The organism is Microbacterium awajiense, assembly GCF_039536545.1.
Classification (GTDB): domain Bacteria; phylum Actinomycetota; class Actinomycetes; order Actinomycetales; family Microbacteriaceae; genus Microbacterium; species Microbacterium awajiense.
In genome coordinates this window covers 58,520-80,161 of record NZ_BAAAYU010000003.1, presented here as the reverse complement: position 1 = coordinate 80,161, position 21,642 = coordinate 58,520, and the positions used below count along the sequence as shown (strand labels likewise).

Here is a 21,642-nt window from a genome sequence, read left to right as displayed (position 1 = left end):
CAGCTCACAGCGTGCGGGTGTAGATCCAGGGCAGCGCGCCGATCTCGAGCCGGTGCCGGGCCCCGGATGCCGCATGGGGGGCATCCGCGTCGTACTCGGCGTCGCCCTGCCACAGCAGGACGGGCCCCGCCGTGTCGCGCCGCGCGACGGTGTCGAAGCGCCGGATCCCGGCGACGCGGGCCTCGTCGCGCACGGCGGCGGGTCGGCCGATGCCGGCGAGGTGGTGCAGCGTGAGCCACGTCGGCGGGTACAGCGACAGTTCGCCGCGGCCGTGACGTGCCAGCGCCTCCGCAGGCGGGATCCACGCCGCTTCGGCGACCTCCTCCGGCGCCGGCACGAGGTCGCCGCCGGGGTCCGGGGCCACGAAGAACCACGTGCGGATGCGCAGTGCGATCCCGGGCGGAGGGTTCCACCGCGACAGCGTCACCATCTCGGCGGCGTCGAGCGCCAGCCCCGTCTCCTCCTGTGTCTCGCGGATGCCTGCACGCCGCGCGACGGCCTCCTCGTCGCCGGCGTCGACACCGTCGTGGTCGCCCGGCTCGAGCTTGCCGCCCGGGAACACCCACGCGCCGCCGAACGAACCGCGATCGGGGCGCCGCAGCAGCAGCGTCTCGGCGCCGTCCTGCGTCTCGCGGAGCACGACGACGGTCGCCGCGACCGGCACACCCTCGTCGTCACCGGGCTGCGGCTCGCGCGCGCCGTCGAGCGTGTCCGCGAGCGAACGGTCGTCAGGAGGCGTCATCGTCACGCGACGACTCCCCGTCGGCGATCGCGGCCTCGAGTCGCTCGAGCTTGCCGTCGAGCTCGCCCGTCCACCCGGGCCGGATGTCGGCCTTGAGCACGAGAGATACGCGCGAGCCGTACGCCCCGACGGCGTCGGTCGCGCTGCGCACCACCGCGAACACCTCGTCCCACTCCCCCTCGATCTCGGTGAACATCGAGGTCGTGCGGTGCGGCAGGCCGCTGTCGCGGACGATGCGCACGGCGGCGGCGACGGCATCGTGGACCGAGCCGTCCGCGCGGCCGGTGCCGGAGGGGGCGACGGAGAAAGCGACGAGCATGGTGACCTCCCGGGTCGGTGATTACAGCAGGGAACGGGCGACGGATGCCTGCGGCATCCGCGAGCGGACGACCAGGACGACCGTCCAGACGAACAGGGCCACGAGCAGGGCGTTGCGCAGCGTGAGAACCAGGACCATGCCCGCGTCGAGGACGAGAAGCGCGTCGTATCCCCACGGGAAGATGAGCTGGGTGATCGCGAGCGTGACGACCGTGAGCACCGCGAGCGGTCGCCACCGGCGGCCGTCGATCACGAGGCCGACGGCGACGGGGGCGATGAGCCACGCCCCGTACTGCGGCGAGCCGACCTTGTTGAACACGATGAAGCCGAGGACGAGGGCCGTCGCCAGCGGCGGGAACACCCGCACGAAGGCGGCTCCACGCCAGACCTGGACGGCTCCGAGGGCGGCGACGGCCGCGAGCGCGACCACCAGCAACGGCGTCATCGCCGCGATCACCGCGTCGACGTTCGGCCCGGTCGCCTGGAAGGTCACCATCTGCTGGTCGTAGTAGATCCAGGCATCCGCATCGCCGGTGATCGCCAGCCACAGGTAGACGGTGGTGACCGGAGCCTCGATCTGCAGCCCGCGTCCGGTCTGGTCGCCGACGAAGCTGAACAGGTTCGCCGAGCCGCCGAGGGCGACGACCGTCGCCACGATGACGGCCGAGATCCCCGCGGCCCCGCCCGCGACCGCCCACCGTCGGCGCACGGCGATGAACGCCGCCACGAGGATCGCCGCCGGCCACACCTTCAGCCATGCGGCGAGGGCGAGCAGAACCGACCCCAGCCAGGGGCGACCGACCAGCCACAGCGATCCGGCGAGCGCGAGGGGCACCGTGAGTGCGTCGAGCCGGAACATCCCCACACCGCCCAGCGCGAGCGCGGCGATCAGCCAGAACCATGCCGCGGTCACACGAGCCCGCGAGGTCGCCCGACCCACCAGCATCCCGAAGACGAGAGCGTCGGCGACGGTCACGATCAGTCCCCACGCGAAGACGTAGTCCATTGCGCCCGCCAGCACCTGGGCGAGAAGCATCGGCAGCAGCGCGAAGGCGGGATAGACCCACGCGTCGGTGATGCCCGGGATCGCGAAGCCCGTGGCCGCCTGCGCCGACCACCAGCTGTAGAGCTGGTCGACATCCCACGAGCCCTGTCTGCCGTTCAGGTACTCGACCCCGATGAGGAGCGCATGGACGCCGACGAACGCGACCCACAGCACCGCCCGCCTCGACACGACACCCATGCTACGGATGCCGCGAGGCGACGCCGTCGTCACCCCTGCGCGGCGAGCGCCTCGGCGACGGCGACGGGCAGCAGGCCGGCGACATCGAGCGCGGTGATCGGCCCGCCCCGCGGACCGAGGGAGTGCGCGGCGACAGACGCGGCCCGCGCGTGCAGCCACACCGCCGTGGCGGCGGCGGCCGCGAGCGGGAAGGTCCGATCGGCGCTGGCGGCGATCACCGCCCCGACGGCACCGCCGAGCACATCTCCCGTTCCGGCGGTGGCGAGCCACGGCGTGCCGGCGTCGACGATCGTGCTCCACCCGTCGGCGTCGACAACGACGGTCACGGCGCCCTTGAGCACGACGACACCGCCGAGGGCCCGCGCGGTCTCGGCGGCGGCAGCGACCCGATCCCCGCCAGGCTCGGGCAGACCCAGCACCTGCCGCAGCACGACGTGCTCACGGTCGTGCGGGGTGACGATCACCGAGGCCCGTGCGCCGGGCACCAGATCGAGGGCGCCCGCGTCGACGACGACGGGGACGTCGCCGGCGAGCACATCGCGCAGGGCCGATGCGTCGGCATCCGACCGATCGGCGGCCGACGTGCCCGAGCCGATCAGCCACGCCTGCACGCGGCCTGCAGCGACCACCGTCTCGGGGCGTGCGGCGAGCACGAGGTCGGTCGCACGCGCGGGACCGAGGTAGCGCACCATGCCGAGGCCGGTGCGCCAGGCGGCCTCGACACCGAGCACGGCGGCGCCCGGATAGCGGTCCGAGCCGGTGCGCACGCCGAGCACCCCGCGGGAATACTTGTGGTCGGCCGAGGTTGGAACGCGCAGGACGCCGGCGGCATCCGCCACGGTCCACACGCCTGCCATGGCGACACCCTATCCGCCACCCTGAGACGAGACCATGAGCCTGCTGTTCTCCCCGATCACCGTCCGCGACACCGAGGTGCGAAACCGACTGTGGGTGTCGCCCATGTGCCAGTACAGCGCGGTCGACGGCGTGCCCCAGGAGTGGCACCGCACCCACTTGCCGTCCTTCGCGGTCGGCGGCGCGGGGGTCGTGATGGCCGAGGCCACCGCGGTGAACCCCGAGGGGCGCATCTCGCCCGACGACGCGGGTCTGTGGAACCAGGCCCAGGTTGCGGCATGGCGGCCGATCGTCGCGGCGATCCGCGCACACGGAGCCGTCGCCGGCGTGCAGCTCGCCCATGCCGGACGCAAGGCTTCAACGTGGTCGCCGCTGACGGGGCGGCGCGGCTCGGTCCCCCTCGACGAGGGCGGGTGGCCGACCGTGTCGGCGTCACCGCTCGCGTACCGCGGTCTCGCTGCGCCGACGGCCCTCGATGCGACCGGGATCGACGCGCTGGTCGCCGACTTCGCGGCGGCCGCTGAGCGGGCTGTCGAGGCGGGCTTCGAGCTGCTCGAGATCCACGCGGCGCACGGCTACCTGCTGCACGGGTTCCTCTCGCCGCTGACGAACGAGCGCGACGACGCGTACGGTGGGTCGCTCGAGAACCGCGCACGGCTGCTGCTGAGGATCGTCGACACCGTGCGCGAGGCTGCGCCCGGCATCCCGCTGCTCGTGCGCTTCTCGGGAAGCGACTTCGCCGACGGCGGGTGGGATGCCGCGCAGACGGCCGTCGTCGCCGGATGGGCCGCCGACCGCGGTGCCGACCTGTTCGACGTCTCGGGCGGCGGCCTCGTCGCCCACCAGCAGATCGCCGTCGGTCCCGGCTACCAGGTGCCGCTCGCGGCCCAGGTGCGCCGTGAGGCCGACGTCCCCGTCGGCGCGGTCGGCCTCATCACCTCGGCGGTGCAGGCCGAGCAGATCCTCGTCGACGGAAGCGCCGACGTCGTCCTCGCCGGTCGCGAGTGGCTGCGCGATCCGCACTTCGGACTGCGCGCGGCCACCGAGCTCGGCGCCGACATCGACTACTGGCCGGCTCAGTATCTGCGAGCCCGGCCGGCGTGAGCCGATCGCGTCGCCGACGCACGCCGAGCGCCGTCACCGCAGGCCACGGCGCGTGGCATCCTGCACCTCGCCGATGAGCTCCTCGATGATGTCCTCGAGGAACAGCACGCCCGTGGTTTCGCCCGCCTGATCGCGCACCTGCGCGAGATGGCGGCCGGCCTGCCGCATCATCGCGAGGGCGTCTTCGAGGTCGGTCGTCTCGAGCATCTGAACCATCGCGTGCACCCGCTTGGTCGCGATCGGGCGCGTCACATCGGTCGCGGCATCCGGACCCTCGGCCGCGCGCAGCACGTCCTTGAGGTGCACGTAGCCCACCGGTTCGCCGCCGTCGACGATCACGTACCGCGAGAAGCCGCGCTTGGCGACCGCCCGCTCGATCTGGTGCGGGGTCGTGGTCAGCGGCAGGGTCACGAGCTCGGCGAGCGGCACAGCGACGTCCTTGGCCTTCTTGTCGGTGAACTCCACGACCGCGGCGACCGTGCCCGCCGAATCGTCGAGCACGCCTTCCCTGCGCGACTGCGAGACGATCGTGGCGACCTCCTCGAGCGTGAAGGTCGAGGTCGCCTCGTCCTTCGGCTCGACCCGGAACAACCGCACCACGTGGTTCGCGACCCAGTTGAGCGCGACGATCACCGGATAGAAGAGCTTCGACACCCACACCAGCGGCGGAGCGAGCATGAGCACGGCGCGATCGGGCACCGAGAATGCGAGGTTCTTGGGCACCATCTCGCCGAACACGACATGCAGGTACGACACGATCACGAGCGCGATGACGAAGGCGATCGTGTCGACGACGCCCTCGGCCAGACCCGTGAGACCGAGCGGCTCGGCGAGCAGGTGATGGATCGCCGGCTCGGACACGTTCAGGATCAGCAGCGAGCAGATCGTGATGCCGAGCTGGCTGGTCGCCAGCATGAGCGTCGCGTGCTCCATGGCGTACAGCGCGGTCTTCGCCGCGCGGGAGCCCCGCTCGGCGTGCGGTTCGATCTGCGAGCGCCGTGCCGAGATGACGGCGAACTCGGCGCCGACGAAGAACGCGTTGAGCACCAGCAGCACGAACAGCCAGGCCAGTCCCGCCCAATCGCTCATCGGTCCTCACCCCCCGTCGCCGCCTCGCCCTGTTCGGCAGGCATCGGATGCGGCTCGAAGCGAAGCCGGTCGACCCGGCGTCCGTCCATGCGCTGCACGGTGACGGTGCCCTCCTCGGTCTCGACCTCGTCGCCGACGGCCGGGATGCGCTCGAGCACGCTCATGACGTACCCCCCGACGGTGTCGTACACGTCGTCTTCGGGGATGCGGATGCCGGTGCGGTCGAGCAGCTCGTCGGGCCGCAGCTCGGCCGGGAACAGCACGGCGTCGCCGGTGCGCACGATGCCGGCGCGACGACGGTCGTGCTCGTCGAGCACCTCGCCGACGATCTCTTCGACGAGATCCTCGAGGGTGACGACGCCGGCGGTGCCGCCGTACTCGTCGACGACGACCGCCATCTGGTAGCCGCGCGAGCGCAGTTCGGCGACGAGGCTGTCGAGGTGCACGGCCTCGGGCACACGCAGCGGCTCGGTCGCGAGTGCGCCGGCCGGCACGTCTCGGCGGCGGCTGCGCGGCACGCTGACCGCCGCTTTGAGATGCACGATGCCGGTGATGTCGTCCAGCGAGTCGTCGTAGACCGGGAACCGGCTGTGGCCGGTGCGGCGGGCGAGCTGGATGACATCCTCCGCCGACTCGTCGTCGCCGAGGGCGTGGATGCTCGGCCGCGGCGTCATGACGTCGGCGGCCGTGAGCCGGGCGAAGGTCAGACTGCGATCGAGCAGCGTCGCCGTGTCCTCTTCGAGCACGCCGGCGCTCGCCGAGCGGCGCACGAGGCTCGACAGCTCCTCGGCGGTGCGGGCGCCCGACAGCTCTTCCTTCGGCTCGATGCCGATGGCGCGCAGCACGCCGTTGGCGCTGCCGTTGAGCACGGTGATCGCCGGGCGGAACACGGTGGTGAACGCGACCTGGAACGGCATGACGAGCTTCGCCGTCTGCCGCGGAACCGCCAGCGCGAAGTTCTTCGGCACGAGCTCGCCGAGGATCATCGACAGCACGGTCGCGAACGAGATGCCGACGAACACGGCGACCGGCGATGCGAGCGACTCCGGCCAGCCCCACCCGGCGAATACGGGCCGAAGCAGGTTCGAGATCGCCGGCTCCATGGTGTAACCGGTGAGCAGCGTGGTCAGCGTGATGCCCAGCTGCGCGCTCGACAGATGGGTCGAGGTGATCCGCAGCGCGCTGATGGTCAGTGCCAGCCGGGTCTCGCCGGCTTCGCGTCGCGCCTCGAGGTCGGCCCGGTCGAGGTTGACGAGAGCGAACTCGCTCGCGACGAACAGCCCGGTGCCGATGGTCAGCAGGAGCCCCACGCCCAACATGACGTAATCCATCACGCGTCACCCCCCGTTGCGGAGGCGGGTCGGTGGGGCGAGGGTCTGCAACTAGGAGGGTCGTCCATCGTCCGTCGATTCTACGACAGGCGCGACGTGTGGATGCCTGTCCCCCGGCATCCACCGCCGGTGCGGCATCCGCCGCGCTCGCCGGCATCCGGTGCGCCGAGCGGCGCCAGAAACCTGAGATGGCGCGCGATACCTGGAGCCCCCAACCAGGAAACTGCAGCCCGTCATCGGAAGATGAGCCCTGCGGGCGGTCGCGGCCGCCGCGAAGGCAGCCCCGCACCGGACAGGATGTCGTAGAGCAGCCTCGGGTCGCGGTGCGCCGGGGTGCGCCAGCGCGAGAATGCCCGAACCGCACGCTGGAGCTCGTCGCCGCGATCCTTCTCGGCGATGAGCGCCTCCTCGGGCGTTCGTCCCGCAAGGAGCGCGGGATCCAGGTATTTGCCGACACCGTCGAACTCCGCGACGTGGTCGAAGTCCTCGAAGTAGTAGTCGACGTCGGCCAGGCGGCCGCTCGGCAGAGTGAAACGCTTCTGGAGTACCGGAGGCGGGAAACCCAGGGCCTCGATCAGCACGCGCCCCTCGGACTCGCGCACGGAATCCGACAGGTCGGTCGAGAACTCGAGCGCGGCGCGTGCTCTGGCGCGGCCTCGCGATCGGGCATCCACCTCGAGCGTCGAAGCGAGTCGGTCGAGCGAAGTGAGCGGTCCGCCCGCGCGCCGGCGCCAGAGCACCTGATCGAGCGCGATCACTCCCGAGGTGAACCCGCTGATCCTCGCGAGGTCGAGCGCCGTCTGCGCCGGGGTCGTGATGCGATGCCCTCTCCACTCCGCGGTCTCGAGATCGCCGCTGGTCGACGTGCGGCGCCGGAACACCCCGGAGGATCGACCCCCGCTCGTCCGGGGCACGAGCACATCCACCGTCTGCGGCCACGCCGCGACCTGATCGATTCCCCACACCGCGGCCGCAGCGAAGCAGCACAAGGTCACAGCGCCCTGCGCGCGATCGACGGCCTCCACGATCCGGACGTCGTGCCGGTCGATCGGCGTGAGTGCGCGCCAATCGCGTGCGGCCACGTAGGAGCCAGGGACGACCCTGACGTGCGTGCGATCCCGCAACGCGCGGGCGAGCTTGCGGTCGTCGATCGGCAGACCCCCATGCTCGCGGCGTCGATGCAGGGCGATCACAGGCTCCGGTCGCGGGTGCATGGCCCCACGGTGCCCGCCGTCGCGCGGCATCCGCGCTCGAGAGCGGCATCCGTGGACAGATCACCCCCTGCGTCCGCGTGGGGAGGAGCCGACGACGGGCGCCAGAAAGCTGACATGGCGCCTCGAGCCCGAGATGGCTCCCGAAACCTGAGGCGCCCTTTCGGGAAACTGCAGCCGGTCCCGGTCCGGGGCACCCGGCCCCCGCGAGGGCTACCAGCTGACCGGCAGCGCCTTGCCCTCTTCGTATCCGGCCGCGGACTGCAGGCCCACGCGGGCCTGCTCGTGGAACTCGGCCACGGTCGCGGCGCCGGCGTACGTGAACGACGACCGCACGCCCGACGTGATCATGTCGACCAGGTCCTCGAGGCTCGGCCGCAGCGGGTCGAGGTAGATCTTCGACGATGAGATGCCCTCGGCGAACAGCTCCTTGCGGGCGAGTTCGTACGGGTCGAGGCGACCGAACCGATCATGCACGGCCTTGGTCGAAGCCATTCCCCACGACTCCTTGTAGGCACGGCCGTCGGCGTCGACCTGCAACTCGCCCGGCGCCTCGATCGTTCCGGCGAACCACGACCCGATCATGACGGACGACGCCCCCGCCGCGAGCGCGAGAGCGACATCGCGCGGATATCGCACTCCGCCATCGGCCCACACGTGCGCGCCCATGATGCGCGCGGCGTCAGCGGTTTCGAGCACGGCCGAGAACTGCGGCCGGCCGACGGCGGTCATCATCCGGGTCGTGCACATCGCACCCGGACCGACGCCCACCTTGAGGATCGTCGCGCCCGCCGAGACCAGGTCGTGCACGCCCTCGGCCGTGACGATGTTGCCGGCGGCGATCGGGATGCCGAGGTCGAGCTGCGCGACGGCCTGCAGTGCGCGCAGCATCCCCTCCTGATGCCCGTGCGCGGTGTCGACCACCAGCACGTCCACACCCGCGGCAGCGAGCGCTCGTGCCTTGGCTGCGACGTCGCCGTTGATGCCGACGGCGGCCGCGACGCTGAGCCGCCCCGCTGCGTCGACGGCGGGGCGGTACAGCGTAGAGCGCAGAGCGCTGCGCTGCGAGAGGGTGCCGATGACGTGGCCGTGCTCGAGCACGCAGACCGTCTCGGCACCGGATGCCACGATCACGTCGAACGCGTGGCGGGCCGACTCGATGTCGTCGGCGTCGACGGATGCCGCGCGTCCGCGCGTCAGGTCGCCCAGCCGCGCGTCGGGCAACGCGGTCGCCAGGCGGGATGCGGGCACGATGCCGCGCACGTCGTCCACGTGCACCCGCCCGTCGGTCGCGTCGGCGACGACGATGCCGTGGCCGTCGGTGGCGGGCAGCAGCCGAGCGGCGTCGGCCACCGTGGCGTCGGGCGGCAGCAGGAGCGGTGTGTCCCACGTGACCGGCTGCGCCTTGACCCAGCGGATCGCACTGTCGAGGTCCTGCAGCGGCATGTCCTGCGGCAGCACGCCGAGCCCTCCGCGGCGGGCGAGGGTCGCCGCCAGACGCGGGCCCGTGACCGAGTTCATGTTCGCGGAGACCAGCGGGATGGTCGCGTTCGTCCCGTCGCCGGGCGACAGATCGACGTCGAGTCGACTCGTCACCGCCGACCGGCGTGGCACGAGGAACACGTCCGAGTAGGTGAGGTCGACGTCGGGCCGCTCTCCGTAGAACTCCATGGGTTCCAGCGTAGGGCGCGAACGCCGCGGCAGACGATGCAGGATCGTACCGCCGCGGCATCCCGCCGGCCGGGAAACACCCGCGCGACTGCGTTACGATGGGAAGTCATGCGTGTGGGCGCGATCTGCCCCGCATTCTCAAGGATTCACCGATGAAAGCAGGCGATCGAGCGTGTCGAGCCAGGTGACCGGCGTCGGGGTGTCGAACGAAGGCGAGTTCGGCGCGAACGAGTGGCTCGTCGACGAGCTGTACCAGCAGTATCTCGTCGACAAGAACTCCGTCGACAAGGCCTGGTGGCCGATCCTCGAGGACTACCGGCCCGCCGCGACCGACGGGTCTGCCGCCGAGGGCTCGCCAGCCGACAGCGCCGCGCAGGTGCCGGCTGCACCCACGGTCCCGGCATCGGAGGCCGCCAAGCCCGCCGCCGCGAAGCCGGCCGCATCCGCGGCGCCCACCGCCTCCGCCGCGAACGGGACGTCGGACGCCCACCCGGTGACCGCGCCGGTCCCGGTCATCAACAACCACCCGGTCGCCGCCCGCACGACCGCACGCCCGGCCAAGCCGCAGCCGATCCCCGCGCAGGCGCCGAGCAACGCCCCCTCCTCGTCCGAGGAGAGCAACGAGGAAGACCGCGTCACCGTTCTGCGCGGGCTGCCCAAGACACTCGCCGCGAACATGGACGAATCGCTGACCGTCCCGACCGCGACGAGCGTGCGGACGATCCCGGCGAAGCTCATGATCGACAACCGGATCGTGATCAACAACCACATGTCGCGCACCCGCGGCGGCAAGGTGAGCTTCACGCACCTGATCGGCTGGGCGATCATCCAGTCCCTCAAGGACTTCCCCAGCCAGAACGTCTTCTACGCCGAGATCGACGGCAAGCCCTCCGTCGTCGCGCCCGCCCACATCAACCTGGGCATCGCGATCGACCTGCCCAAGCCCGACGGCACCCGCGCCCTGCTCGTGCCGAGCATCAAGCGCGCCGACACCCTCACCTTCGGCGAGTACCTCGCCACGTATGAGGACCTGGTCTCGCGAGCGCGCAACAACAAGCTCACCGCCGCTGATTTCCAGGGAACGACGATCTCGCTCACCAACCCGGGCGGCATCGGCACGGTGCACTCGGTGCCGCGTCTCATGAAGGGGCAGGGATGCATCGTGGGCGCGGGAGCCCTCGAGTACCCGGCCGAGTTCCAGGGCGCGAGCGAGAAGACGCTCAACGAGATGGCGATCGGCAAGACGATCACCCTCACGAGCACGTACGACCACCGCGTGATCCAGGGTGCCGGCTCGGGTGAGTTCCTCAAGAAGGTGCACGAGCTCCTCATCGGCCAGCGCGGTTTCTACGACGACATCTTCGCGGCGCTGCGCATCCCCTACGCTCCGATCCACTGGGCCAGCGACATCAACGTCGACCTCGCGGAGCGCATCGACAAGCAGGCACGCGTTCAGGAGCTCATCAACGCCTTCCGCGTGCGGGGCCACCTCATGGCCGACATCGACCCCCTCGAGTACGTCCAGCGCACGCACCCCGATCTCGAGATCGAAGAGCACGGCCTGACGTTCTGGGACCTCGACCGCGAATTCGTCACCGGCGGGTTCGGGGGCAAGCGCACGATGAAGCTGCGCGACATCCTCGGCGTGCTGCGCGATTCGTATTGCCGCACGATCGGCCTGGAGTACATGCACATCCAGGACCCCGAGACGCGGCGGTGGTTCCAGGAGATCGTCGAGGTCAAGTACCAGAAGCCCGGCCACGACGAGCAGCTGCGCATCCTGTCGAAGCTGAACCAGGCCGAGGCGTTCGAGACGTTCCTGCAGACGAAGTACGTCGGACAGAAGCGCTTCAGCCTCGAGGGGGGCGAGTCGCTCATCCCCCTGCTCGACGAGATCCTGCAGGGCGCCGCCGAGGCCGGCCTGGACGGCACGGCGATCGGCATGGCCCACCGCGGGCGTCTCAACGTGCTCACCAACATCGCCGGGAAGACCTACGGGCAGGTGTTCCGCGAGTTCGAGGGCTCGGTCGCCGTCGGCAGCAAGAGCGGGTCGGGTGATGTCAAGTACCACCTCGGCACCGAGGGCACCTTCGTGGCCGACGACGGCCAGGAGCTTCCCGTCTACCTCGCAGCCAACCCGTCGCACCTCGAGACCGTCGACGGCGTGCTCGAAGGCATCGTGCGCGCCAAGCAGGATCGCAAGCCCATCGGCACCTTCTCGTGGCTGCCGATCCTCGTGCACGGCGATGCGGCGTTCGCAGGCCAGGGTGTCGTGGTCGAGACCCTGCAGATGTCGCAGCTGCGCGGATACCGCACCGGCGGCACGATCCACGTCGTGGTCAACAACCAGGTCGGCTTCACCACGACCCCGCAGGACGGCCGCTCCTCGGTGTACGCCACCGACGTCGCCAAGACGATCCAGGCGCCGATCTTCCATGTGAACGGCGACGACCCCGAGGCCGTCACGCGCGTCGCGCAGATCGCCTTCGCATACCGCGAGCGGTTCCACCGCGACGTCGTCATCGATCTCGTCTGCTACCGCCGCCGCGGCCACAACGAGGGCGACGACCCGTCGATGACGCAGCCCCTCATGACGAACCTCATCGAGGCGAAGCGGTCGGTTCGCCGCCTGTACACCGAGGCCCTGGTCGGTCGCGGTGACATCACCGAAGAGGAATACGAGCAGGCCAAGCGCGACTTCCAGGACCGCCTCGAGATCGCATTCGCCGAGACGCACGCCGCCGAGACGGGCACCTCGGGCATCGTGACCGAGACCGGGGCCGTCGAGGCGCCCAGCGCCGGCGAGCCCGAGACCACCGGCGTGTCGACCGAGGTGGTGCACCTCATCGGCGACACCTTCGTGAACAAGCCCGATGGGTTCGCGGTGCACAGCAAGATCCAGCAGCTGCTCGACAAGCGCCTCGACATGAGCCGCAACGGCTCGATCGACTGGGGCTTCGCCGAGCTGCTCGCCTTCGGCTCGCTGCTGTTGGAGAAGACCAACGTGCGACTGGCCGGTCAGGACTCCCGCCGCGGCACGTTCGTCCAGCGGCACTCGGTGCTGCACGATCGCGCGAACGGTCAGGAGTGGCTGCCGCTGACGAACCTCGGTGAGGATCAGGGCCGATTCTGGGTGTACGACTCGCTGCTCAGCGAGTACGCGGCCCTCGCGTTCGAGTACGGCTACTCGGTGGAGCGCCCCGACGCGCTCGTACTCTGGGAGGCCCAGTTCGGCGACTTCGTCAACGGCGCCCAGAGCGTGGTCGATGAGTTCATCTCGTCGGCCGAGCAGAAGTGGGGTCAGCAGTCGAGTGTCGTGATGCTCCTCCCGCACGGCTACGAAGGCCAGGGTCCCGACCACTCGTCGGCACGCATCGAGCGCTTCCTGCAGATGTGCGCGCAGGACAACATGATCGTCGCGCGCCCCTCGACCCCCGCCTCGTACTTCCACCTGCTGCGCCGCCAGGCGTACATGCGCCCCCGTCGGCCGCTCATCGTCTTCACGCCGAAGGCCATGCTGCGCCTGCGCGGTGCGACGAGCCCGGTCGAGGCGTTCACCAACGGGCGGTTCGAACCGGTGATCGATGACGACCGCGACATCGACACGTCGAAGGTGAAGCGGATCCTGCTGCACTCGGGCAAGATCCACTGGGATCTGCGCACAGAGCTCGACAAGAACCCGAACCCCGAGATCGCCCTCGTGCGTCTCGAGCAGTTCTATCCTGCTCCCGTCGACCGGCTGAACGAGATCATCGACAGCTATCCCGAGGCCGAGCTGGTGTGGGTTCAGGACGAACCCGAGAACCAGGGCGCGTGGCCGTTCATCGCGCTCGAGGTCGTCAAGCACCTGCACGGCCGCACGATCCGCCGTGTCTCGCGGGCGGCCGCTGCCTCGACGGCGACGGGCTCGCCGAAGGTGCACGCGGCCGAGCAGGCCGACATCATGCGGCGGGCGCTCACGCTCTAGCGGTCTCGCACCGGGTCGATACCGGCGCGCGCGAACGCGTCGGCTGCGGCTGCGCGGGATGCCGCGGCATCGGCCCCGACCAGCCCGAGACGTGTGCGACGGTCGACGAGGTCGGCCACGCTGAGGGCACCCTCGACCTCGACGCCCCACTGCAGTTCCTGCGCGGTCACGCCGCGCGCCGCACCCGGGCCGCGGGGCAGGCTTGCCGCGTACGGCGCCTCGGCGCCGTACCGACGCACGAACCGCGGGGCCGCGTCGATCTCGGCGAGGCGCCCGCGAGGCCACCCTCCGACGAGGGGGATGCCGCGCGTGCGGCATCCCGGCACCGCTCGGTCGGTGAACCGCAGCCGCACCGCCGCGTCGACGCCGTGCTCGGCCATGCGTCGGTAGGTTGTGAGCTTGCCGCCGATCACCGCGATCGAGCCGTCGTCGGTCTCTCGGACGTCGTGCCGGCGCGACAGGTCGCTCGTCTGCTGCCGGTCCCCGGCGATGAGCGGCCGCAGGCCGGCGAACACCCCGATGACATCGTCGCGCGTGATCGGTTCGGCCAGGGCGCTGTTGACCACGCCCAGCAGCAGGTCGATCTCGTCGTCGTCCGGCTGCGGCTGGTCGACGACCGCGTCGGCGGGCACGTCGGTGAGCCCGACGTAGGTGCGACCGTGGGGCGCGGGCACCGTGAACACGAAGCGGCTCGACGAGCCGGGCACGGGAACGGTGAGCGAGACGTCCGACCCGCCGAGGCGGGCACTGTCGACCACGAGGTGGGTGCCGCGACTGGGGCGCAGCCGCACGTCCGGCTGCACCTCACCGGCCCACACTCCGGTCGCCGTCATCACCGCGCGTGCCCGCACCCGCATGGTCTCGCCGGTCAGCTCGTCGCGCAGCAGCGCACCGTCGCCGTGCAGTTCGAGGGCGCTCACGCGCGTGAGCACGCAGGCCCCGTGGCCGGCCGCCGTCCGCGCGATCGCGACGACCAGGCGTGCGTCGTCGAAGAGCTGTCCGTCCCACCCCCGCAGGGAGCCCCGCAGCGCGTCGGTCCGGACGGCGGGCGCGAGGCGGAGCGTCTCGGCGCGACCGAGCGGCCCGGGTGCGTGCAGCACGGCGTCGGGTGTCCCGACGAACCGGCGCATCCCATCGCCGAGTCCGTAGCCGAGGCCCACGTACACGCCGCGGGCGACGTGATCGGGCGCGAACAGCGGCAGCACCTGCGCCATCGGGCGCACCAGGTGCGGGGCGATGCGCGTCATGAGCAGATGACGCTCCGCGGCACTCTCATGCGCGATGCCGACCTGCCCCGACGCCAGGTAGCGCAGACCGCCGTGCACGAGCTTGGAACTCCACCTGCTCGTGCCGTGGGCGAGGTCGCGCCGTTCGACCAGCACGGTGCGCAGACCCCGGCTCGCCGCATCCAGGGCGATGCCGGCACCGGTCACGCCGCCGCCGACGACGAGCACGTCGACGTCTGGCGTGTCCCCCAGCAGCTGCAGCTCGCGGCGTCGTCGGCGAGCGTGGAGCGCCGACGCGTGCGGCGTGCGGCCGAGCACGCGCATCGTCACGGCTGCGCTCCCAGATAGCCGCGCAGCGCCGCAGCGAGCTCTGATCGCCATGCCCGTGGCGGCAGCCACTCTTCGACCAGCGGCGCCGACTGCACAGCGGACTGGACCATGAGCAGCACCATCGCCGCGAGCCGGTCAGGCCTTCCCGGTCGCACGATCCCCGACGCCTGGGCGGCGGCGATCCGCGAGGACAGATCGGCATGGATCGCACGCTGACTGCTTCCGAGCCGGTCGAGGATGTAGCGGGCGAACAGTTCGGGGTCGGTGTCGCGCAGCCGCTCGATGAGCGGCATCCGCCGGATGCTGTCGGCGGTGTCGACGAGCACGGTGACGAATGCGCCGAGGTCGACCGCCGTCGTCCGCGCGGGAAGGCCGGCGACCAGCTCGCGGGTCATGAGCGCGGCGAAGACGGCCTGCACGTCGGGCCAATACCGGTAGAGGGTCTGCCGCGCCACCCCCGCGCGTCGAGCGATGTCGGATGCGGTGGTGCGCCGGATGCCGTGGGTGAGCACCTCTGCCAGTGCCGCGTCGAGGATCGCGGTCTCGGTGTCGGCGACGATCTCAGACATGAGACAACCATACAGTCTGTGTCATACTGTCGCCATGGCCGCGCCATCGTCGACGCCCGCACTGCCCGCCGTCCCCGCACCGCGCCCGCGGTCGGACTGGGATGCCTGGGGCACCCGACCCGCGACGCTGCCCGCCGGGGCGAAGACCCTGCTCGCGACCCTCCTGCCCGGCAGGGCGCATCCGCTCTCGCGCGTGCCTGCGCCGCGGCTGAGCCCGTCGCAGCTGGACGACACCGATCTCGATGACCTCGCCGCCCTCGTCGGCGCCGAGCACGCCACGCGCGACGACGTGGTCCGCCGCCGTCACCTGGGCGGCAAGAGCACGCCCGATCTCATCCGCCGCCGCTCCCCCGACGTGCAGGCAGCCCCCGACGCGGTCGTCTCCCCGGCCTCGCACGACGAGGTGCGCGCGGTGGTCGACCACTGCGACCGCGCGGGCATCGCGGTCGTGCCCTTCGGCGGCGGCACCTCGGTCGTCGGCGGCGTCGACCCCGACCGCGGATCGCATGCCGCGGTGATCGCCCTCGACCTCTCGCGCACGGCCGCGCTGCTCGACCTCGATCGCACGTCGCTGCTGGCGACACTGGGGGCGGGAACCACGGGGCCGCAGGTCGAAGAGCTCCTCAGCGCGCACGGCCTCACGCTCGGCCACTTTCCGCAGAGCTTCGAGTTCGCCTCGATCGGCGGCTTCGCAGCGACGCGCTCCAGCGGCCAGGCGTCCCGCGGCTACGGTCGCTTCGATGAGCTCGTGCACGCGCTGAGGGTCGCGACCCCGCGCGGCGACCTGCGACTGGGCCGCGCGCAGGCGGGCGCGGCAGGCCCCGATCTGCGCGAGCTGTTCCTGGGGTCCGAGGGAGCGCTGGGCGTGCTGACCGAGATCACGGTACGGGTGCGCCCCGCTCCGACCGCGACCGCGTACGCCGCGTGGTCGTTCCCCGACTTCGCCGCGGGCGCCGAAGCGCTGCGCGAAGCGACTCAGCGCGGCATCAGGCCCACCGTGCTGCGCGTGAGCGACACGACCGAGACGCGCGTCAATGCGGCCATGGGCGGCCACCTGGGGCGCCTCGGCGGATGCCTCGCGATCATGACCGCCGAGGGCGCCGACGATGCGGATGCGGCCGCCACAGCCGGTGCGCTCGACGCCGTCTTCGCGGCGCACGGCGCGAAGACCCGCGGCGACGCACCGGCCCGCTCGTGGGAGCGCACGCGATTCGCCTCACCCGCGCTGCGCGACACCCTGCTGGACTCCGGAGTGCTGGTGGAGACCCTCGAGACGGCGACGACCTGGACGCACCTGGCCGCGCTCAAGGCGTCCGTCACCGCCGCCCTCACCGACGCGCTCACGGCGCACGGCACCAAGCCCGTCGTGATGTGTCACATCTCGCACGTGTACCCCGCCGGGGCCTCGCTCTACTTCACCGTCGCCTGTGCGATGACATCCGACCCCCTCGCGCAATGGTCGTCGGCGAAGGATGCCGCATCCCGGGCGATCGTGACGGGCGCCGGCACGATCACCCATCACCATGCGGTGGGCCGCGACCACCTGCCGTACCTCGAGGCCGAGATCGGCCCGCTCGGCACCGACGTGCTGCGTGCGGTGAAGGAGCGGCTCGATCCGCGGGGCATCATGAACCCGGGCGTCCTCGTGCCGGCAGACCGGCGGTGACGTGGACGTCGCGCTCGTCGTGAACCCCGCCGCACGGGGCGGCACCCATCGCGCAACGGCCGTGCGCGCAGCCGAACGGCTGCGCGCGCACGGGGTGCGCACCACCGTCATCAGCGGCGGCAGCGCCGCGGAGTCGGCGGATCTGCTGCGCCGAGCGTGCGCACTCGGCGCCGATGCCGTGGCGGTCGCCGGCGGCGACGGCACGGTGGCGCTCGCCCTGCAGGTCGTGGCGGGAACCGGCATCCCGCTCGGCATCGTGCCCTCAGGGACGGGCAACGACTTCGCGGCGGCCCTCGGCCTGCGCGAACTCGACGCCGACGCTGCCGCCGACATCATCGCGGCCCGACGCACCCGCACCGTCGATGTCGCGCGCGCACGGCGCCGTGACGGCACCGAGGTGTTCTTCGGGTCGGTGCTCGCAAGCGGGTTCGACTCGAAGGTGAACGACCGAGCCAACGGCATGCGGTGGCCGCGCGGTGGATCCCGGTACAACCTCGCCGTCCTCGTCGAGTTCCTGCGCCTGACGCCGATCCCCTACGTCATCGACCTCGAACTCGCCGACGGCCATCGCGAGCGCGTCTCCGCCGACCTCGCGATGGCGACCGTCGGCAACACGTCGAGCTATGGCGGGGGCATCCCGATCTGCCCCGCGGCCGACCCGTCCGACGGTCTGCTCGACGTCACCCTCGTGCACGCCGCGGGCCGCGCCAGGCTGCTGCGGATCCTGCCGCGCGCCTACCGCGGCACGCACACCGAAGCGGCCGAGGTCGACACCTATCGAGCCCGCTCGGTCCGACTCGACGCGCCGGAGATCACGGCGTACGCCGACGGCGACCCGATCGGGCTACTCCCGCTCGAGATCACGGTCGCGCCCGGCGCACTGAAGGTCTTCGCCCCGACCGTGTGAGTCAGTGCGTCGTGTGCGCTGCGCGCAACTCCGCCAGCACCCGTGCACGCAGCTCCTCGGGTGCCTCCTCCTTGCAGGCGCGCGCCACGACGTCGGTGAGCGTTCGAGCCACGAGAGCCTCGTCCTGGCAGCCTGGACAGTTCGCGAGGTGCTCCGCGATGTCGGAGTGCTTCGTCTTGCACACCTCGTTGCGCAGGTACTCCTCGAGATCTCGCCGCGCCTTCTCGCAACCGCAATCGGTCATGTCGTGCTCCTCGTCGCGGCTGTGCCGATGCCGCTCTCCTTCGCGTAATCGGCCAGCAGCTCACGAAGCATGCGCCTGCCGCGATGCAGGCGGCTCATGACCGTGCCGATGGGGGTCTTCATGATGTCGGCGATCTCCTGATAGGCGAAGCCCTCGACGTCGGCGAGGTACACCGCCATCCGGAAGTCCTCCGGGATCGACTGCAGGGCGTCCTTGACGACGGATGCCGGCATGTGGTCGATCGCCTCGGCCTCGGCCGACCGTGACGAGCGTGCCGTCGTCGACTCGGCACCGCCGAGCTGCCAGTCCTCGAGCTCGTCGATCGTGCCCTGATAGGGCTCGCGCTGCTTCTTGCGATAGGTGTTGATGTACGTGTTGGTCAGGATGCGGTAGAGCCACGCCTTCAGGTTCGTGCCCTGCGTGAACGAGGCCCACGATCCGAACGCCTTCACGAAGGTCTCCTGGACGAGATCGGCGGCGTCGGCGGGATTGCGGGTCATCCGCATCGCCGCGGCGTACAGCTGGTCCATGAACGGCAGCGCCTGCTCCTCGAACTGGGTGCGCGCGTCTGAGGCCTGCGAAGTGGAGTCGGACATCATGGGCCAGTCTACGGCGGCGCGCCCTGTCACCCGGGTGTCGGGTTCGACCGCGGTGCGGTCGTTCCGTTCCAGCGTCGCGATCATCGTCCTCCATTCGGGTGGCCGCGTGGCGATTCTGTGCGTCCGGGCGGCTCTGTAGGGTAGAACCCGATGACACGCGACGGGTATTCCCCTTCCTCCGCGACATCCGCCCGCGGACGCTGGAACGCGCCCACGGCGGGGGGCCCGGTGCGCGCCAGCGTCACGGTTCCGGGTTCGAAATCGCTCACCAACCGCGAACTCGTGCTCGCCGCGCTGGCCGATGGGCCCAGCCGCCTGATGTCGCCTCTGCACTCCGACGACTCGACCCGCATGGTCGACGCCCTGCGCGCCCTCGGCGTGGGCATCGAGTACGAGCCCGGCGACGGCCCGTTCGGCCACGACATCGTCGTCACCCCGGTGTGGCCGTTGCGCGGCGACACCGTGGTGGACTGCGGGCAGGCCGGCACGGTCATGCGCTTCATCGCCGGCGTGGCCGGCTTCGCGCAGGGCGACGTCACGATGACCGCGCACGAGAGCGCTCTGCACCGACCGATGGGCGAGATGATCAAGGCGCTCCGCGAGGTCGGCGTCGACATCGACGACGGTGGCCACTGGTCGTTGCCGTTCATCGTGCGAGGCCACGGTCAGGCGCGCGGCGGCGAGGTCGTCATCGATGCCGGTGCTTCCAGCCAGTTCGTCTCGGGCCTGCTGCTCGCCGCGCCGCGGCTCGACGTCGGACTGCGCCTCATCCACGAGGGTGCCCGGCTGCCGAGCCTGCCGCACATCGACATGACGGTCGAGGCGCTCGGCCACCGCGGAGTGCATGTCGAGCGTCCCACGCCGGGCGAATGGGTCGTGCCCGCGGGCCCGGTCCGCGGCAAGGACGTCGCGATCGAACCCGACCTGTCCAATGCCGCCCCGTTCCTCGCGGCGGCCATGATCGCCGGCGGCGCGGTCTCGGTGACCGGGTGGCCGCCGCACTCGACTCAGCCGGGGGCGATGCTCACCGACATCCTGTCGCTCATGGGCGGCCGCGCCACACGACGCGGCGGCGCCCTCACCGTCACCGGAGGCGCCGAGATCCACGGCGTCGACCTCGACCTGTCGGCCGCGGGTGAACTCACCCCGACGCTCGTCGCACTCGCCGCGTTCGCCAACACCCCGACGACGCTGTACGGAATCGGGCACATCCGCGGCCATGAGACCGACCGCATCGCCGCGCTCGTCGCCGAGCTGCGCGGTCTCGGCGGCGAAGCCGAAGAGCTGTCCGACGGCATCCGCATCGTCCCGCGGCCGCTCCACGGCGGAACCTGGCACACCTACCACGATCACCGCATGGCCACCGCGGGCGCGATCATCGGCCTCGCCGTTCCCGGTGTCGTCGTCGACGACATCGGCACGACGGCCAAGACGATGCCGAATTTCCCCGAGCTGTGGCAGCGGATGCTGGCGGGCGACGGCGACTCGGACGTCATCGAAGCTGAGGCCGTTCGCGCATTGTGAGCTGGCTCGACGACCTCGACGACGACGAACCCGAGTTCGACGAGACCGATGTGCGCGTCCGCCCGAATCCGAAGGCGAACCGCCCGCGCACCAAGCGCAGACCGGCGCACGCCGATGCCCGGATCGCGCGGGTGCTCGGTGTCGACCGCGGCAGGTACACGGTGCTGGTGGGCGAAGGCTCCGACGACGAGCACCAGGTGCTCGCCACGCGGGCGCGTGAGCTGCGCAAGAGCCCGATCGTCACCGGCGATCGGGTGCGCGTCGTCGGCGACACCTCGGGTGAATCCGGCACTCTCGGCCGCATCGTCGGCATCGAGGAGCGCACCTCGCTGCTGCGCCGCAGCGCCGACGACACCGACCAGGTCGAGCGGATCGTCGTGGCCAACGCCGACCAGATGCTCGTCGTCGTCGCCGCCGCCGATCCCGAGCCGCGGGCGCGGCTGGTCGACCGCTATCTGATCGCAGCGCTGGATGCCGGCATCCGCCCACTCCTGGTCGTGACGAAGACCGACCTCGCCGACCCGACCGATTTCCTGTCGCACTTCGAGGGCGTCGACCTCGACGTGTTCACGAGCGCTCGCGGCGAGATGCCGGTCGAACGCATCGGCGCGGCGCTCGTCGGGCACTCCACCGTCTTCGTCGGGCACTCCGGCGTCGGCAAGTCGACCCTCGTCAACGCCCTGGTGCCCGACGCCCACCGTGCGACCGGACACGTCAACGAGGTCACCGGCCGCGGGCGCCACACCTCGAGCTCGACCGTGTCGCTGCGCTATCGCGGTGCGGCGGGCACCGGCTGGGTGATCGACACACCCGGGGTGAGGTCGTTCGGGCTCGGCCACGTCGACCCCGCCAACATCCTGCGGGCGTTCACCGACCTCGACGCGATCGCGCAGGACTGCCCCCGCGGCTGCACCCACCTGCCCGATGCTCCGGACTGCGCGATCGCGGAGGCGGTCGCCGAGGGTCGGCTCGGGCCCAACGGTGCGGCGCGGCTCGACTCGCTGCAGCGCCTGCTGGCGACCTTCTCGGATCGCCCGTGACGTCCG

The 21,642-nt window shown here is 71.3% G+C and carries 18 protein-coding genes; 6 read left to right on the top strand and 12 right to left on the bottom strand.

Annotated elements, in window-relative coordinates:
• Positions 1-4: 4 nt before the first annotated feature.
• The 4 genes from ABD663_RS05890 to ABD663_RS05875 are packed head-to-tail and all read right to left on the bottom strand — an operon-like array spanning position 5 to position 3,160.
• Complete coding sequence (locus ABD663_RS05890; RefSeq protein WP_344737124.1) at positions 5-742, bottom strand: NUDIX hydrolase; 738 nt, start codon at positions 740-742, stop codon at positions 5-7.
• Complete coding sequence (locus ABD663_RS05885; RefSeq protein WP_344737020.1) at positions 729-1,061, bottom strand: thiamine-binding protein; 333 nt, start codon at positions 1,059-1,061, stop codon at positions 729-731. The genes ABD663_RS05890 and ABD663_RS05885 overlap by 14 nt, the downstream gene beginning before the upstream one ends.
• A gap of 21 nt (positions 1,062-1,082) precedes the next feature.
• The gene (locus tag ABD663_RS05880) at positions 1,083-2,294 is read right to left on the bottom strand and encodes a glycosyltransferase 87 family protein (RefSeq protein WP_344737019.1); all 1,212 of its coding nucleotides are present in this window, start codon (positions 2,292-2,294) and stop codon (positions 1,083-1,085) included.
• Between the two features lie 38 nt (positions 2,295-2,332).
• The gene (locus tag ABD663_RS05875) at positions 2,333-3,160 is read right to left on the bottom strand and encodes an ADP-dependent NAD(P)H-hydrate dehydratase (protein WP_344737017.1); all 828 of its coding nucleotides are present in this window, start codon (positions 3,158-3,160) and stop codon (positions 2,333-2,335) included.
• A 34-nt stretch (positions 3,161-3,194) separates the two neighbouring features.
• Between ABD663_RS05875 and ABD663_RS05870 the strand changes: the two genes are divergently transcribed.
• Entirely contained in the window at positions 3,195-4,262 is a 1,068-nt protein-coding gene (locus tag ABD663_RS05870) for an NADH:flavin oxidoreductase/NADH oxidase (protein WP_344737016.1), read from the top strand.
• Positions 4,263-4,295: 33 nt separating this feature from the next.
• Here ABD663_RS05870 and ABD663_RS05865 read toward each other — a convergent pair whose 3' ends face one another.
• The 4 genes from ABD663_RS05865 to guaB1 form a co-directional block, all read right to left on the bottom strand.
• Complete coding sequence (locus ABD663_RS05865) at positions 4,296-5,351, bottom strand: hemolysin family protein (RefSeq protein WP_344737015.1); 1,056 nt, start codon at positions 5,349-5,351, stop codon at positions 4,296-4,298.
• On the bottom strand, positions 5,348-6,682 hold the full coding sequence (locus ABD663_RS05860) for a hemolysin family protein (protein ID WP_344737014.1): 1,335 nt from the start codon (positions 6,680-6,682) through the stop codon (positions 5,348-5,350). Before ABD663_RS05860 ends, ABD663_RS05865 begins: the two co-directional genes overlap by 4 nt.
• Positions 6,683-6,915: 233 nt before the next feature.
• Positions 6,916-7,896, bottom strand: coding sequence for a hypothetical protein (locus ABD663_RS05855; protein ID WP_344737013.1), 981 nt, complete (start codon positions 7,894-7,896; stop codon positions 6,916-6,918).
• Between the two features lie 210 nt (positions 7,897-8,106).
• Positions 8,107-9,564, bottom strand: a complete 1,458-nt coding sequence (gene guaB1 / locus ABD663_RS05850; RefSeq protein WP_344737012.1) for a GMP reductase — start codon at positions 9,562-9,564, stop codon at positions 8,107-8,109.
• 172 nt (positions 9,565-9,736) lie between these two features.
• On the opposite strand from guaB1, the gene ABD663_RS05845 reads away from it, so the two are divergent.
• A complete protein-coding gene (locus ABD663_RS05845; RefSeq protein ID WP_344737011.1) occupies positions 9,737-13,531 on the top strand; it encodes a multifunctional oxoglutarate decarboxylase/oxoglutarate dehydrogenase thiamine pyrophosphate-binding subunit/dihydrolipoyllysine-residue succinyltransferase subunit in 3,795 nt (1,264 codons plus the stop codon).
• Here the strand turns inward: ABD663_RS05845 and ABD663_RS05840 are convergent.
• Positions 13,528-15,081, bottom strand: coding sequence for a glycerol-3-phosphate dehydrogenase/oxidase (locus ABD663_RS05840; protein ID WP_344737123.1), 1,554 nt, complete (start codon positions 15,079-15,081; stop codon positions 13,528-13,530). The genes ABD663_RS05845 and ABD663_RS05840 overlap by 4 nt on opposite strands.
• 2 nt (positions 15,082-15,083) lie before the next feature.
• Positions 15,084-15,656, bottom strand: coding sequence for a TetR/AcrR family transcriptional regulator (locus ABD663_RS05835; protein WP_344737010.1), 573 nt, complete (start codon positions 15,654-15,656; stop codon positions 15,084-15,086).
• A gap of 34 nt (positions 15,657-15,690) precedes the next feature.
• Here ABD663_RS05835 and ABD663_RS05830 point away from each other — a divergent pair, with 34 nt between their 5' ends.
• Positions 15,691-17,322, top strand: a complete 1,632-nt coding sequence (locus tag ABD663_RS05830) for an FAD-binding oxidoreductase (protein ID WP_344737009.1) — start codon at positions 15,691-15,693, stop codon at positions 17,320-17,322.
• A gap of 1 nt (position 17,323) precedes the next feature.
• Positions 17,324-18,229, top strand: a complete 906-nt coding sequence (locus ABD663_RS05825; protein WP_344737008.1) for a diacylglycerol kinase — start codon at positions 17,324-17,326, stop codon at positions 18,227-18,229.
• Position 18,230: 1 nt separating this feature from the next.
• On the opposite strand, the gene ABD663_RS05820 is transcribed toward ABD663_RS05825, so the two are convergent.
• A complete protein-coding gene (locus ABD663_RS05820) occupies positions 18,231-18,473 on the bottom strand; it encodes a zf-HC2 domain-containing protein (RefSeq protein ID WP_344737007.1) in 243 nt (80 codons plus the stop codon).
• The gene (locus ABD663_RS05815) at positions 18,470-19,156 is read right to left on the bottom strand and encodes a sigma-70 family RNA polymerase sigma factor (protein WP_425561765.1); all 687 of its coding nucleotides are present in this window, start codon (positions 19,154-19,156) and stop codon (positions 18,470-18,472) included. Before ABD663_RS05815 ends, ABD663_RS05820 begins: the two co-directional genes overlap by 4 nt.
• 66 nt (positions 19,157-19,222) lie before the next feature.
• Between ABD663_RS05815 and aroA the strand changes: the two genes are divergently transcribed.
• Together aroA and rsgA are read left to right on the top strand one after the other, a co-directional pair.
• Positions 19,223-20,596 (top strand): 3-phosphoshikimate 1-carboxyvinyltransferase, encoded by a 1,374-nt coding sequence (gene aroA / locus ABD663_RS05810; RefSeq protein WP_344737005.1) that lies wholly within the window; start codon positions 19,223-19,225, stop codon positions 20,594-20,596.
• Positions 20,593-21,636, top strand: a complete 1,044-nt coding sequence (gene rsgA, locus ABD663_RS05805) for a ribosome small subunit-dependent GTPase A (protein WP_344737004.1) — start codon at positions 20,593-20,595, stop codon at positions 21,634-21,636. Before aroA ends, rsgA begins: the two co-directional genes overlap by 4 nt.
• Positions 21,637-21,642 lie beyond the last annotated feature (6 nt).